Here is a 23,441-nt window from a genome sequence, read left to right on the forward strand (position 1 = left end):
TTTTTAAAAATGATAACGTTTGAAGGCTTCAATAGCTGCATAATCTGCTAAACCTAAGTCGTTATACTTTTTGGCTGTTAAACGGTTTCTATCTTCTGCACGAACCCAGAATTCTCTAGAATCGCCACCTTGAAACATCACCCCATCTTTTTGTGATTGGTGATAAAATATAGCATGACGCTTTCTTAATACTTGATCTGGACTCATAGGAACAGCCATTTCAATTTGGTATGATTCCCACTCATGCCAAGCTCCACGATACAACCAAACCCAGCAATCGTTCATGTAAGGTTTTGGTTTTAATATTTTTAAAGCTTCAAACAAAGAATCTAAACAAACTTTATGTGTGCCATGTGGGTCTGCTAAATCGCCCGCAGCATAAATTTGGTGTGGTTTTATCGTATCAATTAAATCGCACATGATTTGAATATCTTCTTCCGACAAATTATTCTTTTTAATTGTGCCAGTTTCGTAAAAAGGTAAATCTAAAAAATGTACATTTTCATCTTTTAATCCGAAATATCTTGTAGCTCCTAAAGATTCGCTACGCCTTATTAATCCTTTTAATTGACGCACCTCAACAGAATCAATATCGTTATCGGTTTTAATTTTAAGGAAGTTAATAATGCTTTGTGTTTCTTCACATTCTGGACAAAGTGATTTTGTGATTTCAGCAAATTTTAAAGCTTCTTCATCAGAAACAGCAATATTTCCAGAGGTTTGATAGGCTACGTGTACTTCATGTCCTTGTTCGACTAACCTATCGAAAGTGCCTCCCATTGAAATGACATCATCATCGGGATGCGGACTAAAAATAATCACGCGTTTCTTAGGAATGCTTGCACGTTCTGGTCGGTTAGAATCATCGGCGTTTGGTTTTCCACCTGGCCAACCTGTAATGGTATGCTGTAGTTTATTAAACATTTTTATGTTTAAATCGTAAGCAGTACCTTCTTCAGTAAGTAAACCAGACATCCCATTATTATTATAATCTTTGTCTGTTAACTTTAAAAATGGTTTTCCGGTTAATTCGCTTAACCAAACAACAGCTTTAAGTTTTAAATCGTCATCCCAAACACAATTGGTGACTAACCAAGGCGTTTTTACGCGCGTTAATTCTGAAGCAGCAGCTTCATCAATAACAAAAGTTGTATTGGTATGATTTTGTAAATAGGTTGCTGGAACTTCTGGAGTTATCTCACCTTCAATAGTCGCTTTAAGTATTTCAGCCTTGTTTCCTCCCCAAGCTAATAATACAATTCTCTTGGCTGCTAAAACTGTACCTATTCCCATGGTAATGGCTTTTCTAGGCACGTTTTCAATACCTAAAAAAGATGGCGCTGCATCTACGCGTGTAATATGATCTAAAGTAATGCTTCTGGTTCCAGAATTGTAATGTGACCCTGGTTCGTTAAAACCAATATGACCGGTACGACCAATACCTAATAATTGAAAATCTAAACCACCAACAGCCTTTATTTTCATCTCGTAATCAATGCAATATTGATATAAATCTTCGGTGCTTACCAGACCATCAGGAATGTTTATATTTTCTGGTAAAATATCGATATGATTGAACAAATGCTCATGCATAAAATAGAAGTAACTCTGTATGTTACCTTTATCCATAGGATAATACTCATCTAGGTTAAAAGTAATGACGTTTGCAAAACTCAATCCTTCTTCCCTATGCATACGCACCAATTCTTCGTATACTTTAATAGGTGACGAACCTGTGGCTAAACCTAAAACACATGGTTTGTTTTGGGCTTCTTTCTCTCGAATTAAATCTGCAATTTCTTTGGCTACAAGCACAGAAGCTGCATTCGATTCCGTAAAAATAACATTGTGTATTTTTTCGAATCGGGTTTCTTCAAACATACCTGCTTTGGTGTATGTTATATTTTTATGATTTGCAATTTTCACGATAAACTTGTTTTTTTCTTTTAAATAACATTTTTGTTTAAGCAGACGAAAAACCGAAGTTTTCCGCCTGCATATCAACAAACTAAACTAACTGATTAATTAAAACCACAATTAAAAATTAGGCAGTCCAGTGTCCCACCATAATCTTGTACCACCAGTATCTGGTCCTTTTAAATATCCTACAGCAATATCTACGTTTGCACCATTTACGTCTTTTTCGGCTTGTACGAAATTAATACGACGTATTTGTATGTCCGTATCAATTGTACCACCACTATTATTTACTACTACAGGAAATTTTCTTGGGTAACCTGTACGTCTAAATTCACTCCAAGCCTCTTGTCCATCAGGAAACATGGCAATCCATTTTTGGGTGATAATTTGCTCTAATTGTTCTTCTAGTGTTCCTGCTGCATTATAAGCAATTTTAACATCGCTAGGATACGCATAATTATTTGCAGGATTATTAGCATCAACATAATCGGCTGGGGTACTCGTTGTATCGGCTAAATAAGCATCAACATTACTAGCACTTGCAAGATTGAATGCCGCTCTTACTCCAGCCTCATAGTTCGCTTTTGCATCACCTGCTCCTGCCCAACCTCTTAAAGCGGCTTCGGCTTTTAAGAAATGTACTTCAGCTTGAGTCATCCAGATTTTTGTTGGTTCAGCAATAAAAGGACCTAATAAGGAATGTGAACCATATTCTGATTTTGCATCAATTTTAATACCTTGACGAACACCTTTAAAGTTACCTAAAGTAACATCAGCAGGAGCCGAAAAATAACTTGAAATTCTAGGGTCGTTAAAACCTTTTAAAATAGATTCCATTTCTGCACTCATGGCAATATCGCCCCAACCATTACTAATTTCCATTAGCGGATGAGAAAAACCATTCATACCAACACGCATATCGCCGTTTTCTAAGAATCCGGCATTACTTGATAAGGATTTCTCCCCTTCAGTTTTTGCTAAAACAGGATCTACTTTAGACACTCTTATCGCTAAACGTAAGCGTAAAGCATTAGCAAAACCACGCCACCTTGCTATATTCGCTTTTCCTACTTCTGCTTTAGAAAAATTAGATTTATCAAAAGGAACAAACTGTAAGTTGCCCTCAAAAGCTTCTAGTCCATCAACTGCTTCATCTAATTCTTTAAAAAATGTTTTATAAGCTACTTCCTGAGAGTCGTATTCCCCTGTGGTCTCATAATCACCATATTTAGAGTAACGTATTGGACCAAAAATATCAGATACACGATGCATCCCCATAACTTTAATCGTGTTTGCTAAATAAATGAATAACATACTATTAGCATTCCCTGAAGCTTCTACAATATCATTTATACGTTGTCCAAATGGAATAACTCCATTTCCGTCATTCCCATCGTAAGCATCGTTCCATATAAAACCGTTCCAACCATCAACTAAACTATACGTTTGGTTATTAATATTACCTGCAAAAGGTGTTGGTGAAGCCATATACCCTGAAAAGATATCGGCATTAAGGTTTTGTTGTAATTGGTAGTTCCAACCTGGATTTGTTCTAATAATATTATCGAACATTGTTGAAAACCCAGATCCTATATGATTGTTTTGTTGTGTTAATTCTTCATCAGAATATCCATACCTATTGGTATTGATTTCTTCAAAATCTCCAGTACAGTTTGATAAACTTATGGCTGCAACTGCTGCCAAAGTATATTTTATAATATTTTTCATTTTCTTAGAAATTTATGTTAATGTTTAACCCGATACTTCTAGTAGACGGTTGGTTATAAATATCCACCCCTTGTAATCCCATACCTGTACTAGAAGTGATGTTTGGGTCGAATGGTGCCTTTTTATAGAAAAAGAAAAGGTTGTTAGCTATTAATGAGAAGTTAACATTTTCAATGGCGCTGTCTTGCAATTGTAATTTGTAACCTACTGATAATTCACGTAAACTTACGTTTGTAGCATCGTAAACATATTCACCCAACATACCTGCACGGCCCCCAACGGCATTGTAATAATCTTGCGCTGTAATTTGTGCATCAACACCATTTTGATCAACTACATTTACCATTCCATTATTAGTATTTCTTATATTGGCAGAGTTTTGAGACACACCATATTGGTCGTTAATTGCCTCGGTTACACTCATAACCTGTCCTCCAAACTTACCATCTACAAGAAAGTTTAAGTGGAAGTTTCCAAATTCGAAATCGTTATTCCATCCTAATGTAAAATCTGGTTGTGCGTGAGCAACAGTTTCAAATTCGGTAGATTGTAATGCATAACTAATTGACCCATTATTTTCAACTGTTGAAGTTACTACTGGCACTCCGTTTTCATCTCTAATTAGAGATCGTGCTTTAATACTACCAAAGTCTTCACCTTCAATTAATGAATACCCATAACCGTTTACTCCAGGTGCCGTAATTATAGCTTCTCCTCCTTCTAATGAAGGGTGAACAGACACCACTTTGTTATCATTTTGTGCATAGTTAAATGCAGTACTCCATGAGAACTTATCTGTAACAACAGGTTTAGCATTTAAAACAATCTCGTAACCTGCATTAGAAATTTCACCTGCATTAACGATGTTCTGAGAATAACCATGTAAATTAGGTTCAGCTCTAATGAAAAATATCTGATCGTAAGTTTTAGAGTTATAATACGTAAAATCTAACCCTAAACGGCTTTGGAAGAAACGCCATTCTGTACCAATTTCATAACCTTTTTGTCTTTCAGGCTTTAATGTTTCACCTTCAATTGGTGCAAATGGCACAATTGAAATATTGGTGTTAGTTTGATTAATATAATATAAAGGTGATGTTGCGCCTACTGGAATATCTTTACCTACTTCCGCATAAGATCCTCTAATTTTCGCAAAAGAAACTCCATCGCCCATATCAAACATTTCAGTTAAAACAGCTGTTAAACCTACTGAAGGATAAAAGAATGAGTAACTATCGGTATTTGCTAAAGTTGAAGACCAGTCGGTACGACCCGTAACATCTAAAAACAACATGTCTTTAAACCCAAAGTTAGCAGATCCGAACACAGATTGTACTTCTCTATCAGAAACACCTTGGCGAATATTATTAGTATTTTCAAAATTTTGAATAGCAAAGAAGTTAGGGTAATTAAGTCCTTTTCCATCACGACCAGAATCTAAAAACGTTTGATCTCCAATTTTATATTTTGTTAAACTAGTTCCTAAAAGTCCTGTGAACGTAAAGTCATCTGAAAAATCTTTAGTATAACTCGCAATTAAATCGATGTACTGTTGTGTATTCTCTGTTTTTTCAAGAATATAACGTCCGTTTGATCCTGAGTTAGCAATATCTGTTCCTGCATATTGTTTCTTCTCGTAGGTGTAGAATGATTTATCAAAACTCGCTCTAGATTGTAAAGAGAAGGCATCGGTAATATTATATTTTACAGATACGTTTGCTAATACACGTTGTGCTATATCTTTACTCGGGCTACGGTTAATTAACCAATATGGATTTTGTTGAATATTTTCAGCAAAAGATGTTGCGTACTGATCCATTTGGTTTAAATCTTTATCAAAATACTCATATTTATTTTTATAAGTATCTCTACTAATTCCCACTGGATTTAAATATACGGCAGTTAATGGGTTGGCGTATAAACCATTTGTTGGACGGTTACCAATACGTTGATCTGATAAGTTAATGCTTGCAGAAACATCAATTTTATCTTTTAAAAACTTAGCCGTTTCTCTTAATGTAATATTGTTTTTTATAAGGGTATTCCCTGGAATAACACCATCGCCAACCGTATTGGCATAAGAGAAATACGTTTGTGCTTTAGCATTACCTGCAGTTAAAGACAAGGCATTAATTGAGGTATATCCCATTTGGAAAAAATCTCTAGCCTCGTTAGTTAAACCACTTGTTTTAGCGCCCCAAGACATTGGGTCTGAAACATTTCCGTTTTGAGCAACAGGTTGTCCTACAGATTTACTTTGGTATTCAGATTGTAATTTTGGTAATGAAACTACATTATCTACAGTAAAACTAGAGTTGAAATTTACGGCCAATGCACCGTCTTTTCCTTTTTTAGTGGTGATTAAAATCACCCCGTTTGCACCTTGACTTCCGTAAAGCGCCGAAGCTGATGCTCCTTTTAAAACAGTCATACTCTCTACATCGTCTGGGTTAATTAACGACATAGCATCACCACCATCACGGTTACCTGTTTGACTACCAAAAATATCGGTTCCAGGTTCATTACCGTTAGAGCCATTACCACTATTTAACATAGGAATTCCATCAATAACATATAAAGGATCGTTATTTGACGTAGATGAATTACCCCTTAATACCACTTTAGTAGCACCACCTAATCCTGAAGAACTTCTTGTAATAGTTAATCCGGCAGATTTACCAGATAAACTATTAATAGGGTTGGTTTGCTTAACGCGGGTTAATTCGTCGCCTCCAACCTCTTGTGCAGAATATGTAAGTGCTTTTTTCTCCTTTTTAATACCTAAAGCCGTTACAACAACTTCATTAAGTTGCTCGGCATCTTCAACTAGTTGTGCATTAATCGTGTCCGATTGGCCAACAGTAACCAAAACATCGGTCATTCCTAAATAAGAAAAACTTATAACATCGCCAGCATTTGCTGTAAGCGAATAATTTCCATCAAAATCTGTTTGTGTACCATGAGTTGTTCCTTGTACTATTACATTAACTCCAGGTAGCGGAATACCATCTGCTTTCGAAGTTACTGTTCCCTTAATTACCCGCTCTTGTCCAAATGATATTTGAACAGCCAAGACTAGGAAAGAAAACAAGAGTAGTTTTTGTAAGTTTTGTTTCATAATTTGATTATTTTGTTTTATTAGTTTAGCCAAACTATCTATTATTAAAATAGTTTTAAAAAAATTTATATAAACGACAGCATTTTACACACAGACAACATTTAATATTCGATAAGTGATTTTCGCTAAATAAACTATTTACTATTTTATTGCTAGTTAATGAATATATCACTAAAATTGTTGAATATTAATAGCGTTTTTTCACCAAAACTCGCAAAAACCTAAGAATCATTTTGTCATCAGATAAAAAATTTCCGTCTACAACCATCCCTATCAGATACCATGTTATGTTTTGGTTGGTGTACTTTACTTTAAATGTTTTAAGGTGGGGAAGCTATTTTGATGATTATCTATATTCCTTCAAATCTAATGTAGTAGAATTTACCATCCATATTATTATAGTATATGGGAACATCTTTTATTTAATCCCGAAATTCATCCTTCGCAAAAAGTATAAAACCTATTTATCGATTATGGTGTTAATCTTAATTCTGGTTTATATTGTTAGAACCGGATTAAATTACACCTTAGTAACCGAAGAAATTTTTCCAGAATCTAACTTGCCTTCCAGTTTTTTCGACATTAATTATATTGTAGATGTGATTATAGGCGAATTGTATGTGATTTCGTTTGTAACCGCCATAAAATTTGTAGTAGAATGGTTTTTAGAAAAAAAGAAAAACGAAAACTTAGCCAAACTTCAATTAAGCACCGAACTTAAATATTTGCGAACACAAATTCAGCCACATTTCTTCTTCAATACACTTAACAATTTATACGCATTAACGCTTCAAAAGTCCGATAACGCTCCAAAACTCGTTATAAAACTATCAGAATTAATGCAATATGTGCTTTATGATATTGATGGCTCTAAAACCAATTTATTAAATGAAATAAGTCATATTAACAACTATATCGATATTGAACGTTTACGATTTGATGATCGCGTGGAAGTTGAAATGGACATTACAGGCAATCTTGAAGATGTTTATGTACCGCCATTATTACTCCTTTCCTTTGTTGAAAACTGCTTTAAACACGGCATGAAAGGCTGCGATAAACTAAAGTTAAAAATGAGCTTTGAAGTATTAAACACAGGCTATTTGGAAGTAACCCTAATAAATAATTTTAACCCCAATTTACCCTATGAAGAAAACCGAGGTATAGGTAATGAAAATGCTAAACGACGCTTATATTTGATGTTTTCGAAAAACTTTGTTTTAGACTCTAAAATTGAAGGTGATATTTATAAACTGTATTTAAAAATCCCGATTTCATGAAGATTAAATGCCTAATTATTGACGACGAACCTTTAGCAATAACAGTGATTGAAAATCATTTGAAGAATTTTGATCATGTCGAAATTGTTGAAACCTTCAATAACCCGCTAAAAGCTTACCGTGTTTTAGAACAAGAAAAGATAGACGTTATCTTTCTGGATATTAATATGCCACAAATGACGGGTTTTACCTTTATTGAAAACCTAAGTTACAAGCCTTTAATCGTTATTACCACGGCGTATCGTGAATATGCTGTAAAAAGTTTCGAACTCAATATTTTAGATTATTTGGTTAAACCCATTCCGTTTAATCGCTTTCTAAAAACAATGAATAAAATCTATCAGCAGGTTTATGTAAATAGCGCTTCCGCGGATGCAAGCCTGCAACAAGAACCACATATCTTTTTAAAAGTTAATAAGAAGTTACTCAAAATCAATTTAAACGACATTCTATACATTGAAAGTTTAAAGGATTACATCAAAGTAATTACCAAAATTGGCGATTATGTGGTGCATAAATCACTTTCTGCCATTACTGAAGAATTACCCCAATCAAATTTCATGCGTATTCATCGCTCTTACACGGTTTCCATTAATAAAATAAGTGCTTTAGAAGGCAATACTGTTGAAATTTCAAATCGGAAAATCCCCATAGGGCGCAATTACACCAAACAAGCTAAAGAGCGCATTTTTAATATAAACGACGATAAAGAAAACTAACATAAATAAATAAAATTTAAAAACTTAACCATGACTAATAACCAACAAAACAAAAACAGCTTAGTCCCGATAATGATTATAGCTGGACTCTTTTTCATCTTCGGATTTGTAACCTGGATTAACGGTGCCCTTATCCCCTTCATGAAAACCATTAACGAGCTTACCGATGCGCAATCGTATTTAGTCGCTTCTGCCTCCTATATTTCTTTCGTGGTTATGGCACTGCCTGCCTCATACATCATCAATAAAATTGGCTATAAAAAAGGCATGTCTGTTGGCTTAATTATTATGGCATTAGGCGCCTTAGTCTTTATTCCTGCTGCCGAAGCTAGAACCTATTGGATGTTTTTAACCGCTATTTTTATTCAAGGTGCGGGTATGACCTTATTACAAACAGCATCAAACCCATACATTACCATTTTAGGACCAATTGATAGTGCTGCAAAACGCATCGCTATTATGGGTATTGCCAACAAAGTTGCTGGTGCTTTAGGATCTGTGATTTTTGGAGCGATATTATTATCGGGAATCGATGAAATTAAAGACAAACTAACCCTTGTTGATGCTGCCGAAAAAGACACTTTATTAAACACCATGGCCGATAGCGTAGTTACACCATATATCGCTATGGCTATTGTGCTATTTTTATTGGGAGTTTTAATCTTAAAAGCACCTTTACCAAATGTTGAAGCAGAACCTTTAAAGCCTTCTGAAACTGGCGAAAAAACAAAATCTAGTATTTTTCATTTTCCGCATTTATGGTTGGGCGTTTTAGCTTTATTCCTTTATGTAGGCGTTGAGGTAATTGCCGGAGACACCATTATTTCTTATGGTATTGCCTTAGATATTCCTGTAGAACAGGCGAAATATTTCACCCTATACACGCTTATGTTTATGGTGGGTACTTATGCCTTAGGTGTGTTTTTAATTCCGAAATACGTAAGTCAGTCTATGGCCTTAAAAGCCAGTGCTATTTTAGGAGTTATCTTATCTTTTTGTATTGTGTTTACAACAGGATTTACATCGGTGTTTTTTGTTGCAGCTCTTGGTATTGCAAACGCTTTAGTTTGGCCTGCCATTTGGCCTTTAGCATTAACAGGTTTAGGGAAATTCACAAAAACAGGCTCTGCCCTACTTATTATGGCCATTTCTGGTGGCGCTATCCTGCCCGTTTTATATGGGAAACTGGTAGATATTTTTAAAGCCGATTTAATTCTTAATGGCGTAAGTGAAGCTGAAGCAACAGTGACTTCTGCAAATTCAGGCTATTGGATTTTATTACCATGTTACCTCATTATTCTTTACTATGCCTTTCTAGGACATAAAGTAGGATTAAAAAAATCTTAAATACCATTTCAAAATGACAGCAAAAAAGCGCATAGAATCCGTTGATATTTTAAGAGGCATAACCATTATTGCCATGATTTTGGTAAACACTCCTGGAGACTGGGGGCATGTCTATGCGCCTTTATTGCACGCCGAATGGCATGGGTTAACCCCTACCGATTTAATTTTTCCGTTCTTTTTATACATTGTAGGCATCTCTATTTATTTTGCCTATAAAAACAAACCCAATTCAACTTCAACTTATAAAAAAATTGCCGTACGAAGTTTAAAACTTATTGGTTTAGGGTTATTCCTTAACATTTTTACGCCACTTTTACCTTTTATAGTCGATTTAGAAACCGTACGAATTCCAGGGGTTTTACAGCGTATTGGTATCGTTTTTTTTATCGCTTCTGTACTTTACCTTAATTTCAATTGGAAAGTTTTATTGGGCATTAGCATAACCATTTTATTGGCCTATTGGTTGTTTTTAGGTTTTGTGCCTTTTGAAAACGGTATAGCTCCAACCTTCAACAGAGCTCCAAACAATTGGGCAAATTACATCGATTCTACTATTTTAGGAAGCCATATGTGGCAACCAGATTACGATCCAGAAGGCTTGATTAGCACCATTCCATCCATAGTGTCTTGTCTTATTGGTGTTTTAATCGGAAAGGTTTTAGACAGTCTTAAACATATAAAAACACTTTTTGGAATCGCAGGCATTTTACTTGTTTCTGGCTATCTATTCAATATCATTTTTCCAATAAACAAAGCCATTTGGAGCAGTAGTTTTGTATTGGTAACCAGTGGTTGGGGCACTTTATTTTTGGCTATTATTTATTATCTTAAAGACATTAAACACTACCAATTTGGGACGCTTTTTAAATACGTGGGCACCAATGCCATTACCATTTATTTTCTATCGAGTTTCATCTCTAAAATCATGTATACCATTAAACTGGGAGAAAACCACAATATCCATTCATGGCTTTACCAAACCTTATTTTTCCCTGAACTTATTAGTGCTAAACTCGCTTCGTTATTTTACGCACTTGTTGTGGTTGCTTTTTATGTGCTTCTAGGGTATATTATGTTTCAGAAAAAGATATTTATAAAGGTTTAAGTAGGAAGCGAAGACGACAACATAGAGTGTTGATATAAAAATACTTATAATCTACGCTCCAAAGACCGTTACCTTTTAAATTTAAGGTAAAATCTAAAATTTTTTATTAGGGTGTTCGAGCGGAGAAGAGCACATTTTCCACCTTTTAAAAATAATAGTTTTAAATCGTAACGCTTTGTTTGAATGCTTGCTTCAATATTTTATCTTTGCAGCCTTTAATTTAGGATAGACATTTATGAAGATTTCATACAATTGGTTGAAACAATTTATAAAAACAGATTGGACACCAGAACAAACTAGCGAATTACTTACCGATTTAGGACTTGAAGTTGAAGGGCTTGATGCGTTTCAATCTGTAAAAGGCGGATTAGAAGGCGTTGTTGTTGGCGAGGTATTAACCTGCGAAAAACACCCTAATGCCGATAAGTTAAAAGTAACTACGGTAAATATTGGTGAAGCTGAACCTATTCAAATTGTTTGTGGAGCACCTAATGTTGCTGCTGGGCAAAAAGTGCCTGTTGCCACTATTGGCACAACGCTTTATACTGAAGAAGGCGAAGCATGGACCATTAAAAAAGGAAAAATTAGAGGCGAATCAAGTCATGGAATGATTTGTGCCGAAGACGAATTAGGCTTAGGAAAATCGCATGATGGTATTCTTGTTTTAGATGAAAATGTAGTAGTAGGAACCGCTGTTGCCGAGTTATTTGATATTGAAAACGACCAAGTTTTTGAAATTGGATTAACACCAAATCGCGCCGATGCCATGAGTCACCTTGGAACGGCTAGAGATTTAAAAGCTGGTTTAGCACAAAAAGATATTAACGTTGAATTAATTACCCCATCGGTTAGTGCTTTTGGAGTAGATAGTCGCATCTTAAAAATAGATGTCGATGTACTAAATAAAGATTTGGCGCCACGTTACTGCGGTTTAACCATTTCTGGAATAAAAGTAAAACCATCGCCGTCTTGGTTACAAAACCGCTTAAAAGCCATTGGTTTAAGTCCGATAAACAATATTGTTGATGCAACTAATTATGTGCTTCACGATTTAGGTCAGCCCCTACACGCTTTTGATGCTGCTAAAATTACAGGCAATAAAATTGAAGTAAAAACACTTCCTGAAGGCACCAAATTTGTGACTTTAGATGGTGTGGAACGTGAATTACATGAAGATGATTTAATGATTTGCGATGCAGAAAAACCTATGTGTATTGCTGGGGTTTTTGGTGGCGCACATTCTGGTGTTTCAGAAGGAACGACAAGCATCTTTTTAGAAAGTGCTTATTTCAACCCTGTTAGCGTTCGTAAAACAGCAAAACGTCATGCTTTAAATACCGATGCGTCATTCAGATTTGAACGTGGTATCGACCCAAATATCACCGAATATGCTTTAAAACGTGCAGCGCTTCTTATTCAAGAACTTGCTGGCGGTGAAATAACTAGTGATATTGTAGATTTCTACCCAACTAAAGTTAAAGATTTTGAAGTGCGTTTAAGTTTCGACAATGCTAAAAAATTGATTGGTGAAGAAATTCCGAAGGAAGTCATAAAACGTATTTTATCTTCATTAGAAATTAAAATAAACAATGTTACCGAAACTGGCTTAGGTTTAACCGTACCTGCATACCGAAATGATGTGCAGCGTGAAGCTGATATTATTGAAGAAATTCTTCGTGTTTACGGTTACAATAACATAAAAACAACCGAGAAATTAAACGCTTCAATTTCAACAACCTCTCGCTTTGAAGATTATAAAATCCAGAATATTATAGGTAATCAATTAGCGTCTCAAGGGTTTTACGAGATTCTTTCAAACTCGTTAACCACACCTAATTATGTGGCTTTAAGCGAGCAATTAAAGGAGGAACATAACATTAGCATGCTAAATCCTTTAAGTGGCGATTTATCGGTATTAAGACAATCATTATTGTTTTCTGGATTAGAATCTATTTCATTTAACATCAACAGAAAACGAGGCGATTTAAAATTTTTCGAATTCGGAAAAACCTACCATGGTTACGGCGATGATAAACGTGAAGAATTTAAGCATTTATCGCTTTTTGTAACTGGAAACCAAAGTGCCGAAAAATGGCACGCTCCAAGTAAAAGAAGTGATTTCTTTTTAATGAAAGGGCTTATTATTGGCATTTTAGAGCGTTTAGGTATTTCTAGAATAAAAGAAACCCCAATTGCAAACGATTTATTTTCAGAAGGATTAACCATCAGCTTAGGAAAAAATAAGTTGGTTGATTTTGGTATTGTTAAAAAACAAATTCTGAAGCATTTCGATATTTCACAAGAAGTAATTTACGCCGATTTTAACTGGGATGCGATTTTAGAAGTGGTAAAACACAATAAAATCAAGTTTAAGGCCATTCCTAAATTTCAGGAAGTACGTCGCGATTTCGCTTTGTTATTAGATGAAAACGTAACATTTGAAGCGATTTACAAGCTTGCAAAACAAAGTGAAAAACAAATCCTTAAAGACGTTAATTTATTTGATGTGTATCAAGGTAAAAATCTGCCAGCAGGTAAAAAAAGTTACGCCGTTAGTTTCACTTTATTAGATGAAAACAAAACGCTTAACGACAAGCAAATTGATAAAATAATGAAGAAGCTTCAAAACAGTTTTGAAACACAACTGGGAGCAGAATTGAGGTAAAAATATTTATTCGTTTAGTTGTGGAGGTGTTTAATCGTTTCCACAACTAAACGAACATACCGTTGAAAAGTTTAATAGTTATAAGGTTACACAGTTATACCTAAACGAATACACGATTAAGCAGTTAAACGCTTAAACGAATCAACAAAAAATCCCTTTTTCAAAAAACAACTTCCGCGCGATGCGAAATCGGGAAATTACAAGAATTGGCAATAAAACATAATTTGTTTGCCTTTTCATGTAAACGCAAAGCAAGTTCCTTTTGCGAAGCATCTTTTATTCGAACTACAGGATTTAAAACAACACTTTTAAAACTTCCTTTTCCACTCGATTCAACTTCTAAAACAGCTTCAGCCTCGTCAGAGTAGGCTAAAACTTCAATTTTATGTTGGGCACAAACATATAAATAAGACATCATGTGGCAGGACACCAATGCGGAAAGCAAAAGATCTTCCGGATTATAACATGCTTCATCACCATGAAAAGCCTTTGCTGCCGATACTTTTAAATCTGCTTTATTGGTGATTTTCACTGAATGATTTCTACTAAACCCTCTTGATGTTTTCGTAGTTTCTCCTTCAGATAAATTCCAATTTACAAGCGCTTTAAAAATATGGTTGGAGGTCATGGGGTGTTATTGGTTTTTGGTTTTTAGCTGTTTGCCCTTATCCCTTAGAAATATACAACTAAGAGTTTATTATTCAGTTATTTACAAAATACATTAGAGCTCCGATAAGTCAGGCAGCGCATGTCGAAGCCTTTTTCAATTGAGTTGGTTTTTATTTATAAGGTTACAGCTTACCCAAAGCACTAGATTAAACAGTTAAATGAATAAAAACTAAAAAGTTATAGGGTTAAAAAGTTACAATGTTATAAACTAATTACAAATACACGGTTAAACGTAAAAACAATTAAACCTATCCACAAATACACGATTAAACAATTCAACGTATAAACAACTAAATAGTTATAGGGTTAAAAAGTTACAATGTTATAAACTAATTACAAACACACGGTTAAACGTAAAAACAACTAAACCTATCCACAAATACACGATTAAACAATTCAACGTATAAACGTATAAACAACAATCTACTTATTCATATACTTCCCCTTCTTACTTCCTTCATACATCACATATTTAACCAAACGCGATTCTAGTTTAGCATTAAATAATTGTATTTTTCGCGAAGGACGTAAGCCTACAAACTTAAGTGCATCAAGGTTTGAGGTAATAAACCAAGCATCGGTTCCTGGGTAATTCTGTTTTAAGGTATCTCCAATATTAGCGTAAAACTGCTCCATGTCGATATTTAAACGTTCGCCATATGGCGGATTAAATACCATGTGTAATTTTTCGTCGCCACCTTTTTGAGTTTTAAAGAAGTCTTCGTGTTTTACTTCTATAAAATCTTCTAATTGGGCGTTTTTCACGTTTTCTTTAGCTTTAGCAACTGCACTTGGCGCTTTATCGTAACCTATTATTTTATGATGAAAGTCGCGTGTCTTTCCTAACAGAGATTCTTCAATTTTTTCAAATAATTCCACATCCCAATCTTCCCAACGTTCAAAAGCAAACTCTTTACGCATTAAGTTTGGCGGAATATTACACGCAATCATAGCAGCTTCAATAAGCATGGTTCCAGAACCACACATCGGGTCCATAAAATCGGTTTGACCATCCCAACCTGATAACATAATTAATCCTGCTGCTAAAACTTCATTTATAGGTGCAATGTTGGTTGCTGTTTTATAACCGCGTTTATGTAACGAATCGCCCGACGAGTCTAAGGAAATCGTACAACGGTTTCTATCAATATGCACGTTTATTTTTAAGTCTGGGAATTTTAAATCGACATTCGGACGCTGTCCATCGGTGTCTCTAAATTTGTCTACAATGGCATCTTTGGTTTTTTGAGCAATGTATAAGGAATGTGAAAACAAATCGGAATGAATCGTAGCATCAACCGCTAAAGTACCTGTGGGTTTAAGGTATTTCGACCAATCCATTGCATAGATTTTATCGTATAAATCCTTTTCATTTTTAACGTTAAAAGCATGAATGGGTTTTAAAATTTTAACTGCGGTACGCAAAGCTAAATTGGCTTTATACATAAAACCTTTATCGCCTGAAAAAGACACGTTTCGCACGCCTTTTTTCACATATTGTGCACCCAATTGCGTTAATTCTCTTTCTAATAAATCTTCAAAGCCAAATAATGTTTTGGCAACCATATTGAAATTTTCTCCCATTTTTTAAGTCTGTTGGCTTTTTACGCCTAATAGATTGCAAAAATAATGTAATTTTGTGGCAAACGTAAAGTTTATTGATAATTCGGGTTAAGGACTAAAAATGACGTCTTTTATTTATGGCATTCGCCCCTAAATAATTTGAAAGTTTCAGCATCCTTTTTTAATAAGGAAACACAAAAACTTAGTCCGCAAAAGTTCTCGAGCTAACCCAAAAACAAAAAGAGATTCCTGTTTACACAGGATATGTTTATGACAAACGATACAGCAAATTGGTTCACCTCTTGGTTTGACACGCCATTTTACCACATTTTATACAAAGACAGAGACGATAGCGAGGCCCATGCCTTTATGGACACCCTGACCGACTATTTAAACCTTCCAGAACACGGAAAAATTTTAGATTTAGCCTGCGGAAAAGGGCGCCATGCCCGTTATCTTAATAAAATTGGCTACGATGTTACAGGCGTAGATTTAAGCGCTAACAGCATTAAATTCGCCAAACAATTTGAAAACCACCGCTTGCATTTCGCAGAACATGATATGTGCAAACCGTACCACAAGCAGTTTGACGCCGTTTTTAATCTGTTTACTAGTTTTGGTTATTTTGAAAATGATGCCGATAATTTAGAAACCATAAAAGCGATTAAATCCGATTTAAACGAGTTTGGTTTTGGGGTTATCGATTTTATGAACAGTGAGTTTGTTATAGATAATTTAATTCCTGAAGAAACCAAAACCGTTGATGGCATTGATTTTTATCTAAAACGTTTTGTTGAAAATGGATATATTATAAAAGATATTACCTTTACAGTCGATGAAAAAGTTTACAATTTTCAAGAACGTGTTCGTGCCTTTACTTTAGCCGATTTTGAAGCGCTTTTTGAAGCAGCCGACGTGTTTTTATTGGATGTTTTTGGCGACTATAAATTGAATAAATTTAATGCTAAAACATCAGAACGATTAGTCATGATTTTTAAATAAGTGGATGTTCCACATTTAATTTTACGCACGCTTACGTGTTTTATTGAATGAATAAATTTTTATTTCCCATACTGGCAGTTATTTTAGGCTTTATTATAGCCTTACTTAGTAAAAAACAAAAATCCTGGAACACCAAACTCCTACTCTCTTTTAGTGGTGCTTTTTTATTAGCCCTAACTCTTTTCGAGTTGTTACCAGAAGTTTATCATCATTTGGACACCAAACTTGCTGGCTTATTAATTATGGGCGGTATTTTGCTTCAAATTACCTTAGAGTTATTCTCGAAAGGAGCCGAACACGGGCATGTTCATATTCATAAAGGAAATTCAACATTTCCATGGACACTTTTTGTTAGTTTATGTATTCATAGTTTATTAGAAGGGTTTTCAATACACGACCACAACGATATGGTTTACGGCGTTTTAGTGCATAAAATCCCGATCGCAACTGTAATTACTTTGTTTTTAATGCAATCAAATTACAGCAAAACTCAAATTGGTGCTTTTCTACTCATTTTTGCATTAATGACACCCCTAGGTACTTATATTTCACATAACTCAAGCTTTATTGGCGAATACGCCGATATGATGAATGCCATTGTAATTGGTATATTTTTCCACATTTCAACAACCATTTTATTTGAAAGTGGCGACGGACACAAATTTAATTTATCAAAGTTTATAGCCATTATTTTAGGCGTTGGCATTGCTTATATGATTTAAGTAAAACCATTTGAAACCCAATAAAAAAACATGTTCTCTAAAGAAGAATCTCGATTATTAAAACAAGAATTTTGGACCAGTTTCGGTAAATCGTTTCCACGGAAATGGATTTTATACAACACGAAATTAAAAGGTTTTAATTTTAAGTTTCACTTTGATAATAAAACAGCTTCAGTGATTTTAGATTTAGAAGACGATCTAGAACATCGCATTAAATATTGGGAAAAATTATTGGCTTTAAAATCTATTCTTTTAGATGAATACCTTCCCGATGCTATTTTTGAAGAAGAATATATTTTAGAAAGTTATAAGGAAATCTCTAGAGTTTATGTGCCTTTAGAACAAAAAGTATCCATTCATAACAAAGCGACTTGGCAAGATGTAATGGTGTTTTTTAATGAAAAAATGAGCTTATTTGAAGCCTTTTTTGAAGAATATAAAGATATTATTGAAGGGTAATTGGGGTGATTTGTTTATTTGTTTAAACGTGTAATTGTTTAATTAGTAACTCTTAAAATATCACAAACCCAAAATTGAAAACATTCGGTTAAACTCTTACATGAATTAACCATCTTTCAACCAAAAACCAGCAACCAAAAACCAAAAACTGAATACTTTTCTTTGACACCAACTTTAAAATGATGCGTAATTGGTGTATATTTGCATCAAATGTTAAGATTATGTCCAGACAAAGTATATCATTTACAGAGCCGAACGATGAGTGGTTAAAAGATCTTGTAGAGAAAAAAGAGTATTCTAGTAAAAGCGAAATAGTAAACGATTTAATTAGACAGGCCAGAAAACAACAAATCCAAATTGATTGGGTTCGAGCCAAACTTGACAAAGCTGAAAAAAGCGGATTTACAAGTGACAATAAAAATGAAATTTTAGCCCAATCAAAGTCTTTATTGAATGGCTAAATACAGATTAAGCAATGAAGCTAAAAATGATTTAATAAGAATTCACCACTACGGCGTTAAAAAATTCGGATTAACTCAGGCTGAAAAATATTTTGAATCATTTTTTGAATATTTTGATATTATTTCCCAAAGGCCCTATTCTTTTGAATCGGTTGAATATATAAAAACGGGTTACAGACGTTGTGTATGTGGTTCAGACAGTATTTATTTTAAAATTAATGGGGACACTATAGATATAATGGCAATTGTAGGGAGCCAAGACTTAAATGAAATCCTGTAATAAAATTTTAGGTTTGCTCACAAAAAACTTATGTTTTTAACCAAAAACCAGCAACCAAAAACCAAAAACCATTAACCACTAACCAACCACCACCCTAACCATCTCAAAATCATCCATAATAAAACCCTTTCCGATATCGGCAACTAAAGCGCCGTTGTTTTTAAAACCTAACTTTTCATAGGCATTTATGGCGCTGGTATTATTTATATTCACGGTTAATCGTATTTTATTAAGCTGAAATTCATTAGCTTTTTCTTCAACAAATACAATGGCTTTTTTGCCTATTTTTTTTCCTCGAAAATCGCTTAAAACATATATTTTACTTAAAAACAAGGCATTTTCTTCTGGTTTTATGGCCAGATAACCAATGGCTGTTTCTTCATAAAAAATTATAAAATAGTCAAAACCATCAGCTATTTGATTTTCAACAGCATTGGCCGATTGAAATTTTTCAAGCATATAATCAACTTGGGGTTTTCCAACGATAGGAATATAGTGTTCACGCCAAATAACAGCTGCTAAACGTTCTATTTCTAAATAATCTGAAACTGTATCTGCAAGCTTAAATTCAACCATTTAAAATGAAGCTTTAAATAACATAGTAGAAAATCATTAAAAAATGACATATAGCACCAGCTAAGACAAACAAATGCCAAATAAGGTGGTGGTATGGTATTTTTTGAACGGCATAAAAAATAATACCAAACATATAACACAAACCTCCTGCGCATAACAGCCAAATACCATCGCTACCTATGCTTTGCGATAAATTTGAAATATCAAAAATAATAAGCCAGCCCATAACCACATATAATAAGGTAGAAATGACTTCAAATCGGCCTGTAAAAAACAATTTTAATATCATACCCACAAAGGCAATACCCCAAACGGTATAAAACAGTGGCCAACCTAAACTTTGGTGTAAGGCAATTAAAGTCACAGGCGTGTATGTGCCTGCAATTAAAAGGTAAATACAAATGTGATCTATAATTCTAAAAAACTGTTTCCAGGGACCGTATTTAATGCTGTGGTAAAGTGTAGAAGCGCTAAATAAAATGATGATAGAAAGGCCGTAAACAATAACGCTAAAAAGACTCCAGTCGCTTTTTCCAGAATCGTGCTGTATTAATAACACTAAAGCTACAATACCAAATACAACGCCTAAAGCATGAGAAAAGGCGTTTAGTTTTTCTTCAAAAGGCGTTTGTTCAACCATTTATTCTGGCGTTTTTTGGTGCACCCATTTATTGGTTAAGTCGTAGTAATTAAATTCTACTGCAGATTTTTGCGGAACTAATAATCCGTTTTGAAAACTGCGTTGTAAAATATCTTCAATTAAATAATCTTCCTTAACATTTACAGGATCAAACTTTCGTTTTAAAGAAATGCTAAACATACTTGCCGTAGTGTTGTACCAAAAAGCACGCCAGCCGCTACGCAATTCTTTAACCAAATCGAAGGCTGTTGTTCCTGTTTGTCGGTCTATTAATTTAACTAAAATTTGCCCTTCGGTGCGTGTTAGCTTTTTTAACTCATCGGAAAACTCGCCTTCGATATACTTTTGAATATGTTTTGTGTAACGCTTTTTTTGTCGGTTTCTCTTCAGTGTTTTTAAATGAACGTTCATAGAATCTAAACGTTCTGCCGCCATTTTAGCATACGGATATACCTTTAAAGTTTTTCGTCTTAAAATTAAGTAACGAATACGTTCTTCGCGATTGTCAAATTTTAGTTTTCCCAAAAGCACCACTTCATCTAAATTAATAGATTGTCTTGGCACAGAATCTCCTTCAATAATAAGATATTCAATGGCTGTGGTATCCTGTTCTGTTTCTTTAGTTTGAGAGAATACTAAAACTGGAAATAAAACCAATATATATTTTAAAAAATTCATTTATTATTTATGGGACAATTTTACTTTTCAAAGTTAAAGAATTTCTTCGCACCTCAAACGTCCACTTTACAGTATCTCACTTTATTTTAAGCTATTTTAACAAAAATCACAGCCACAATATGTTATTTATTCATTTAGATTTCTATTAATATTATTACTTTAGTGCAAAACTTTTTTAAATGGCAAACAAGAGCATTCTAAACAAAAAGTCGATGGACTTTTTAAAAAAATATTTGAATAATGCAGCCCCTACTGGCTATGAGTGGAACGGACAAAAACTATGGATGGATTACTTAAAACCATACGTAGACACTTTTATTACAGACACTTACGGAACTGCAGTTGGTGTTATAAATCCAGATGCAAAATACAAAGTAGTTATTGAAGGACATGCCGATGAAATATCATGGTATGTTAATTATATTTCGGATAACGGATTAATTTACGTGATAAGAAATGGCGGAAGCGACCACCAAATTGCGCCTAGTAAAATTGTAAATATTCACACCAAAAACGGTTATGTAAAAGGTGTTTTTGGCTGGCCAGCAATTCACACTAGAGATAAATCGAACGAGCAGGCTCCAAAACCAGATAATATTACTATTGATGTTGGCGCAAAAGACAAAGAAGAAGTTGAAAAATTAGGCGTTCACGTAGGATGTGTAATTACTTATCCAGATGAATTCCATATACTAAACGGCGATAAGTTTGTTTGTCGTGCCTTAGATAATCGTATGGGCGGTTTTATGATTGCCGAAGTAGCTCGTTTATTAAAGGAGAACAAAAAAACATTACCATTCGGACTCTACATTACTAATTCTGTACAAGAAGAAATTGGTTTACGTGGTGCCGAAATGATTACCCAAACTATAAAACCTAACGCAGCTATTGTTACCGATGTAACTCACGATACGAGCACGCCAATGATTGAAATGAAAACACAAGGCGATTTACAAATTGGTAAAGGTCCTGTGGTAGCTTACGCCCCTGCTGTGCAACAAAAATTGCGTGATTTAATTACCGATACTGCCGAGACTAAGAAAATACCTTTCCAACGCTCTGCCCTATCTAGAGCTACTGGAACAGATACCGATGCTTTTGCTTATAGCAATGGTGGCGTTGCTTCAGCATTAATTTCGTTACCACTTCGTTACATGCATACCACTGTTGAAATGGTACACAGAGACGATGTTGAAAACGTTATTAAATTAATTTACGAAACCTTACTAAATATTAAAGGTGGCGAAACCTTTAGTTATTTTGAATAATAAATAACTTTAATTTTAAACGTCATAACACGATTTTGAAAACCTTAAAATTCTTGTTATGGCGTTTTTTTATTTGAAATTATGGACGAATTAATCGACATAGCCGATAAAAATGGAAACCTTCTAGGCGTTTCCGAACTCAAATCGGTAATCCACCAAAAAGGCTTGTACCACCATACTGCGCACATTTGGTTTTATACTGAAAATGGCGAGGTTTTACTATCGCAGCGTTCGGCAAAAAAAGCCATTTGTCCACTTATGTGGGATGTGTCTGTTGCAGGACATATTGATGCAGGCGAAACCGTAAAACAAGGTGCCATTAGAGAAACTTTTGAAGAAATTAAGGTTTCTATTTCTGAAAATGAGCTCATTGAAATAGGTGTTTTTGAATGTTTTCAAACCTATGAAAATGGCATTACTGATAACGAGTTTCACAATACATTTATTTCAAAATTAAACGTACCATTTTCAAATTTAATTCCTCAGGAAGAAGAAGTTGATGCTTTAAAGTTAGTCCCTTTAAAAGAATTTGATGCGCTTATTGAAAACATAAATGATGCCAATAATCATTTTGTGGCTTCAAATAAAGCGTATTACGAATTGGTTTCAAAAGCCATAAGAAATCAACTTTCAGTTTAAGAGATTTCATTTAAACTTCTTCTAAAAACAATTTAAAAGCAATTTCAACATGGTTATCAATCTTAACCAAACCAAATAGTTTAGATGGAGTTTCAATATTAAAATCGTCTAAAAGTAAGTTTAAGTTCCCAATAACTTCAAGTTTTTCTGTTTTATTAAAAACAATGGGAACCTTATAAGTATTGGTTACCCCAGCCATGGTAATATCTACAACAACCTGAACATTATTTTGCTTTTTATAATTTTCAATTTCTTTTAAAATTAATCGTATATGCGGATGCTTCTTAGTTTTTATAATGTCTTTAAAATCTCTATTAATTCCTTTTCCGCCACAATCAAAATTTATATTATTTAAAACTAAAGCAGAATTTGTAAACTTTATTTTATGGCCTTCAATATGATAATAAACAGGAATAGGCGATTTAAATTCAATAAAATTATAATCACATTCAAAACCTTTTACATTACTGGTTCCAACAACAGATAAGGTGCTTTCTGGCGCAACTTTAAAAGCTGTACTTTCTACGTTAGTATCTCTAGTTGTAAAACCAAATACGGTACACATTAAAACTAAAAATAATACCTTTTTCATGACTATAATA

The 23,441-nt window shown here is 34.2% G+C and carries 21 protein-coding genes; 12 read left to right on the top strand and 9 right to left on the bottom strand.

Annotated features, from left to right (window positions below; translation table 11 throughout):
• Positions 1-3 precede the first annotated feature (3 nt).
• The 3 genes from nagB to H6X70_RS10695 all read right to left on the bottom strand — a co-directional run bounded on the left by nagB (position 4) and on the right by H6X70_RS10695 (position 6,766).
• Positions 4-1,881 (bottom strand): glucosamine-6-phosphate deaminase, encoded by a 1,878-nt coding sequence (nagB, locus tag H6X70_RS10685; protein ID WP_228530340.1) that lies wholly within the window; start codon positions 1,879-1,881, stop codon positions 4-6.
• 156 nt (positions 1,882-2,037) lie between these two features.
• The gene (locus H6X70_RS10690; RefSeq protein WP_194767681.1) at positions 2,038-3,648 is read right to left on the bottom strand and encodes a SusD/RagB family nutrient-binding outer membrane lipoprotein; all 1,611 of its coding nucleotides are present in this window, start codon (positions 3,646-3,648) and stop codon (positions 2,038-2,040) included.
• 4 nt (positions 3,649-3,652) lie between these two features.
• A complete protein-coding gene (locus H6X70_RS10695; RefSeq protein ID WP_194767682.1) occupies positions 3,653-6,766 on the bottom strand; it encodes a SusC/RagA family TonB-linked outer membrane protein in 3,114 nt (1,037 codons plus the stop codon).
• A gap of 233 nt (positions 6,767-6,999) precedes the next feature.
• Between H6X70_RS10695 and H6X70_RS10700 the strand changes: the two genes are divergently transcribed.
• From H6X70_RS10700 to pheT, 5 genes are all read left to right on the top strand, one after another.
• Complete coding sequence (locus H6X70_RS10700; RefSeq protein ID WP_228530335.1) at positions 7,000-8,046, top strand: sensor histidine kinase; 1,047 nt, start codon at positions 7,000-7,002, stop codon at positions 8,044-8,046.
• Complete coding sequence (locus H6X70_RS10705) at positions 8,043-8,765, top strand: LytR/AlgR family response regulator transcription factor (RefSeq protein WP_194767683.1); 723 nt, start codon at positions 8,043-8,045, stop codon at positions 8,763-8,765. The genes H6X70_RS10700 and H6X70_RS10705 overlap by 4 nt, the downstream gene beginning before the upstream one ends.
• A gap of 30 nt (positions 8,766-8,795) precedes the next feature.
• Positions 8,796-10,112 carry a sugar MFS transporter gene (locus H6X70_RS10710; RefSeq protein ID WP_194767684.1) on the top strand — a complete coding sequence of 439 codons (1,317 nt, stop codon included), beginning with the start codon at positions 8,796-8,798 and terminating at the stop codon, positions 10,110-10,112.
• A 13-nt stretch (positions 10,113-10,125) separates the two neighbouring features.
• Positions 10,126-11,217 (top strand): acyltransferase family protein, encoded by a 1,092-nt coding sequence (locus H6X70_RS10715; RefSeq protein ID WP_194767685.1) that lies wholly within the window; start codon positions 10,126-10,128, stop codon positions 11,215-11,217.
• Positions 11,218-11,452: 235 nt separating this feature from the next.
• Complete coding sequence (gene pheT / locus H6X70_RS10720; RefSeq protein WP_194767686.1) at positions 11,453-13,882, top strand: phenylalanine--tRNA ligase subunit beta; 2,430 nt, start codon at positions 11,453-11,455, stop codon at positions 13,880-13,882.
• A 160-nt stretch (positions 13,883-14,042) separates the two neighbouring features.
• Here the strand turns inward: pheT and H6X70_RS10725 are convergent, their stop codons facing one another.
• Positions 14,043-14,510: an OsmC family protein gene (locus H6X70_RS10725; protein ID WP_194767687.1), complete on the bottom strand. Its 468-nt coding sequence runs from the start codon at positions 14,508-14,510 to the stop codon at positions 14,043-14,045.
• 464 nt (positions 14,511-14,974) lie between these two features.
• Entirely contained in the window at positions 14,975-16,135 is a 1,161-nt protein-coding gene (locus H6X70_RS10730) for a class I SAM-dependent RNA methyltransferase (protein WP_194767688.1), read from the bottom strand.
• A gap of 249 nt (positions 16,136-16,384) precedes the next feature.
• Between H6X70_RS10730 and H6X70_RS10735 the strand changes: the two genes are divergently transcribed.
• From H6X70_RS10735 to H6X70_RS10755, 5 genes are all read left to right on the top strand, one after another.
• Positions 16,385-17,116 (top strand): class I SAM-dependent methyltransferase, encoded by a 732-nt coding sequence (locus H6X70_RS10735; RefSeq protein ID WP_194767689.1) that lies wholly within the window; start codon positions 16,385-16,387, stop codon positions 17,114-17,116.
• 47 nt (positions 17,117-17,163) lie between these two features.
• A complete protein-coding gene (locus H6X70_RS10740) occupies positions 17,164-17,838 on the top strand; it encodes a ZIP family metal transporter (protein ID WP_194767690.1) in 675 nt (224 codons plus the stop codon).
• Between the two features lie 30 nt (positions 17,839-17,868).
• On the top strand, positions 17,869-18,297 hold the full coding sequence (locus H6X70_RS10745; RefSeq protein ID WP_194767691.1) for a DUF4268 domain-containing protein: 429 nt from the start codon (positions 17,869-17,871) through the stop codon (positions 18,295-18,297).
• Between the two features lie 221 nt (positions 18,298-18,518).
• Positions 18,519-18,758 carry a type II toxin-antitoxin system ParD family antitoxin gene (locus tag H6X70_RS10750; protein ID WP_194767692.1) on the top strand — a complete coding sequence of 80 codons (240 nt, stop codon included), beginning with the start codon at positions 18,519-18,521 and terminating at the stop codon, positions 18,756-18,758.
• A complete protein-coding gene (locus H6X70_RS10755; protein ID WP_194767693.1) occupies positions 18,751-19,038 on the top strand; it encodes a type II toxin-antitoxin system RelE/ParE family toxin in 288 nt (95 codons plus the stop codon). Before H6X70_RS10750 ends, H6X70_RS10755 begins: the two co-directional genes overlap by 8 nt.
• 78 nt (positions 19,039-19,116) lie before the next feature.
• Here the strand turns inward: H6X70_RS10755 and H6X70_RS10760 are convergent, their stop codons facing one another.
• From H6X70_RS10760 to H6X70_RS10770, 3 genes are read right to left on the bottom strand one after another with little or no spacing between them, the layout of a single operon-like run.
• Positions 19,117-19,614, bottom strand: a complete 498-nt coding sequence (locus H6X70_RS10760) for a GNAT family N-acetyltransferase (protein WP_194767694.1) — start codon at positions 19,612-19,614, stop codon at positions 19,117-19,119.
• 13 nt (positions 19,615-19,627) lie between these two features.
• Positions 19,628-20,254, bottom strand: coding sequence for a PAQR family membrane homeostasis protein TrhA (gene trhA, locus H6X70_RS10765; RefSeq protein ID WP_194767695.1), 627 nt, complete (start codon positions 20,252-20,254; stop codon positions 19,628-19,630).
• Positions 20,255-20,932 (bottom strand): DUF4294 domain-containing protein, encoded by a 678-nt coding sequence (locus H6X70_RS10770; protein ID WP_194767696.1) that lies wholly within the window; start codon positions 20,930-20,932, stop codon positions 20,255-20,257.
• A gap of 179 nt (positions 20,933-21,111) precedes the next feature.
• Between H6X70_RS10770 and H6X70_RS10775 the strand changes: the two genes are divergently transcribed.
• Both H6X70_RS10775 and H6X70_RS10780 read left to right on the top strand, forming a co-directional pair.
• Complete coding sequence (locus H6X70_RS10775) at positions 21,112-22,200, top strand: M42 family metallopeptidase (RefSeq protein ID WP_194767697.1); 1,089 nt, start codon at positions 21,112-21,114, stop codon at positions 22,198-22,200.
• Positions 22,201-22,281: 81 nt separating this feature from the next.
• On the top strand, positions 22,282-22,839 hold the full coding sequence (locus H6X70_RS10780) for an NUDIX hydrolase (protein ID WP_194767698.1): 558 nt from the start codon (positions 22,282-22,284) through the stop codon (positions 22,837-22,839).
• Between the two features lie 10 nt (positions 22,840-22,849).
• On the opposite strand, the gene H6X70_RS10785 is transcribed toward H6X70_RS10780, so the two are convergent.
• The gene (locus H6X70_RS10785; RefSeq protein ID WP_194767699.1) at positions 22,850-23,431 is read right to left on the bottom strand and encodes a YceI family protein; all 582 of its coding nucleotides are present in this window, start codon (positions 23,429-23,431) and stop codon (positions 22,850-22,852) included.
• Between the last annotated feature and the right edge of the window lie 10 nt (positions 23,432-23,441).

The sequence above is a fragment of the Tamlana sp. I1 genome (assembly GCF_015355625.1).
Taxonomy (GTDB): Bacteria; Bacteroidota; Bacteroidia; order Flavobacteriales; family Flavobacteriaceae; genus Pseudotamlana.

Excerpts from the sequence above, each read along its gene's own strand:
- H6X70_RS10725 (WP_194767687.1), bottom strand. The coding sequence starts at position 14,510 with ATGACCTCCAACCATATTTTTAAAGCGCTTGTAAATTGGAATTTATCT.
- H6X70_RS10770 (WP_194767696.1), bottom strand. The coding sequence starts at position 20,932 with ATGAATTTTTTAAAATATATATTGGTTTTATTTCCAGTTTTAGTATTC.
- H6X70_RS10785 (WP_194767699.1), bottom strand. The coding sequence starts at position 23,431 with ATGAAAAAGGTATTATTTTTAGTTTTAATGTGTACCGTATTTGGTTTT.
- H6X70_RS10750 (WP_194767692.1), top strand. The coding sequence starts at position 18,519 with ATGTCCAGACAAAGTATATCATTTACAGAGCCGAACGATGAGTGGTTA.
- H6X70_RS10780 (WP_194767698.1), top strand. The coding sequence starts at position 22,282 with ATGGACGAATTAATCGACATAGCCGATAAAAATGGAAACCTTCTAGGC.
- nagB (WP_228530340.1), bottom strand. The coding sequence starts at position 1,881 with ATGTTTGAAGAAACCCGATTCGAAAAAATACACAATGTTATTTTTACG.
- H6X70_RS10740 (WP_194767690.1), top strand. The coding sequence starts at position 17,164 with ATGAATAAATTTTTATTTCCCATACTGGCAGTTATTTTAGGCTTTATT.
- trhA (WP_194767695.1), bottom strand. The coding sequence starts at position 20,254 with ATGGTTGAACAAACGCCTTTTGAAGAAAAACTAAACGCCTTTTCTCAT.
- H6X70_RS10730 (WP_194767688.1), bottom strand. The coding sequence starts at position 16,135 with ATGGGAGAAAATTTCAATATGGTTGCCAAAACATTATTTGGCTTTGAA.
- H6X70_RS10690 (WP_194767681.1), bottom strand. The coding sequence starts at position 3,648 with ATGAAAAATATTATAAAATATACTTTGGCAGCAGTTGCAGCCATAAGT.
- H6X70_RS10735 (WP_194767689.1), top strand. The coding sequence starts at position 16,385 with ATGACAAACGATACAGCAAATTGGTTCACCTCTTGGTTTGACACGCCA.
- H6X70_RS10705 (WP_194767683.1), top strand. The coding sequence starts at position 8,043 with ATGAAGATTAAATGCCTAATTATTGACGACGAACCTTTAGCAATAACA.
- H6X70_RS10775 (WP_194767697.1), top strand. The coding sequence starts at position 21,112 with ATGGCAAACAAGAGCATTCTAAACAAAAAGTCGATGGACTTTTTAAAA.
- H6X70_RS10760 (WP_194767694.1), bottom strand. The coding sequence starts at position 19,614 with ATGGTTGAATTTAAGCTTGCAGATACAGTTTCAGATTATTTAGAAATA.
- H6X70_RS10755 (WP_194767693.1), top strand. The coding sequence starts at position 18,751 with ATGGCTAAATACAGATTAAGCAATGAAGCTAAAAATGATTTAATAAGA.
- H6X70_RS10745 (WP_194767691.1), top strand. The coding sequence starts at position 17,869 with ATGTTCTCTAAAGAAGAATCTCGATTATTAAAACAAGAATTTTGGACC.
- H6X70_RS10695 (WP_194767682.1), bottom strand. The coding sequence starts at position 6,766 with ATGAAACAAAACTTACAAAAACTACTCTTGTTTTCTTTCCTAGTCTTG.
- H6X70_RS10710 (WP_194767684.1), top strand. The coding sequence starts at position 8,796 with ATGACTAATAACCAACAAAACAAAAACAGCTTAGTCCCGATAATGATT.
- pheT (WP_194767686.1), top strand. The coding sequence starts at position 11,453 with ATGAAGATTTCATACAATTGGTTGAAACAATTTATAAAAACAGATTGG.
- H6X70_RS10715 (WP_194767685.1), top strand. The coding sequence starts at position 10,126 with ATGACAGCAAAAAAGCGCATAGAATCCGTTGATATTTTAAGAGGCATA.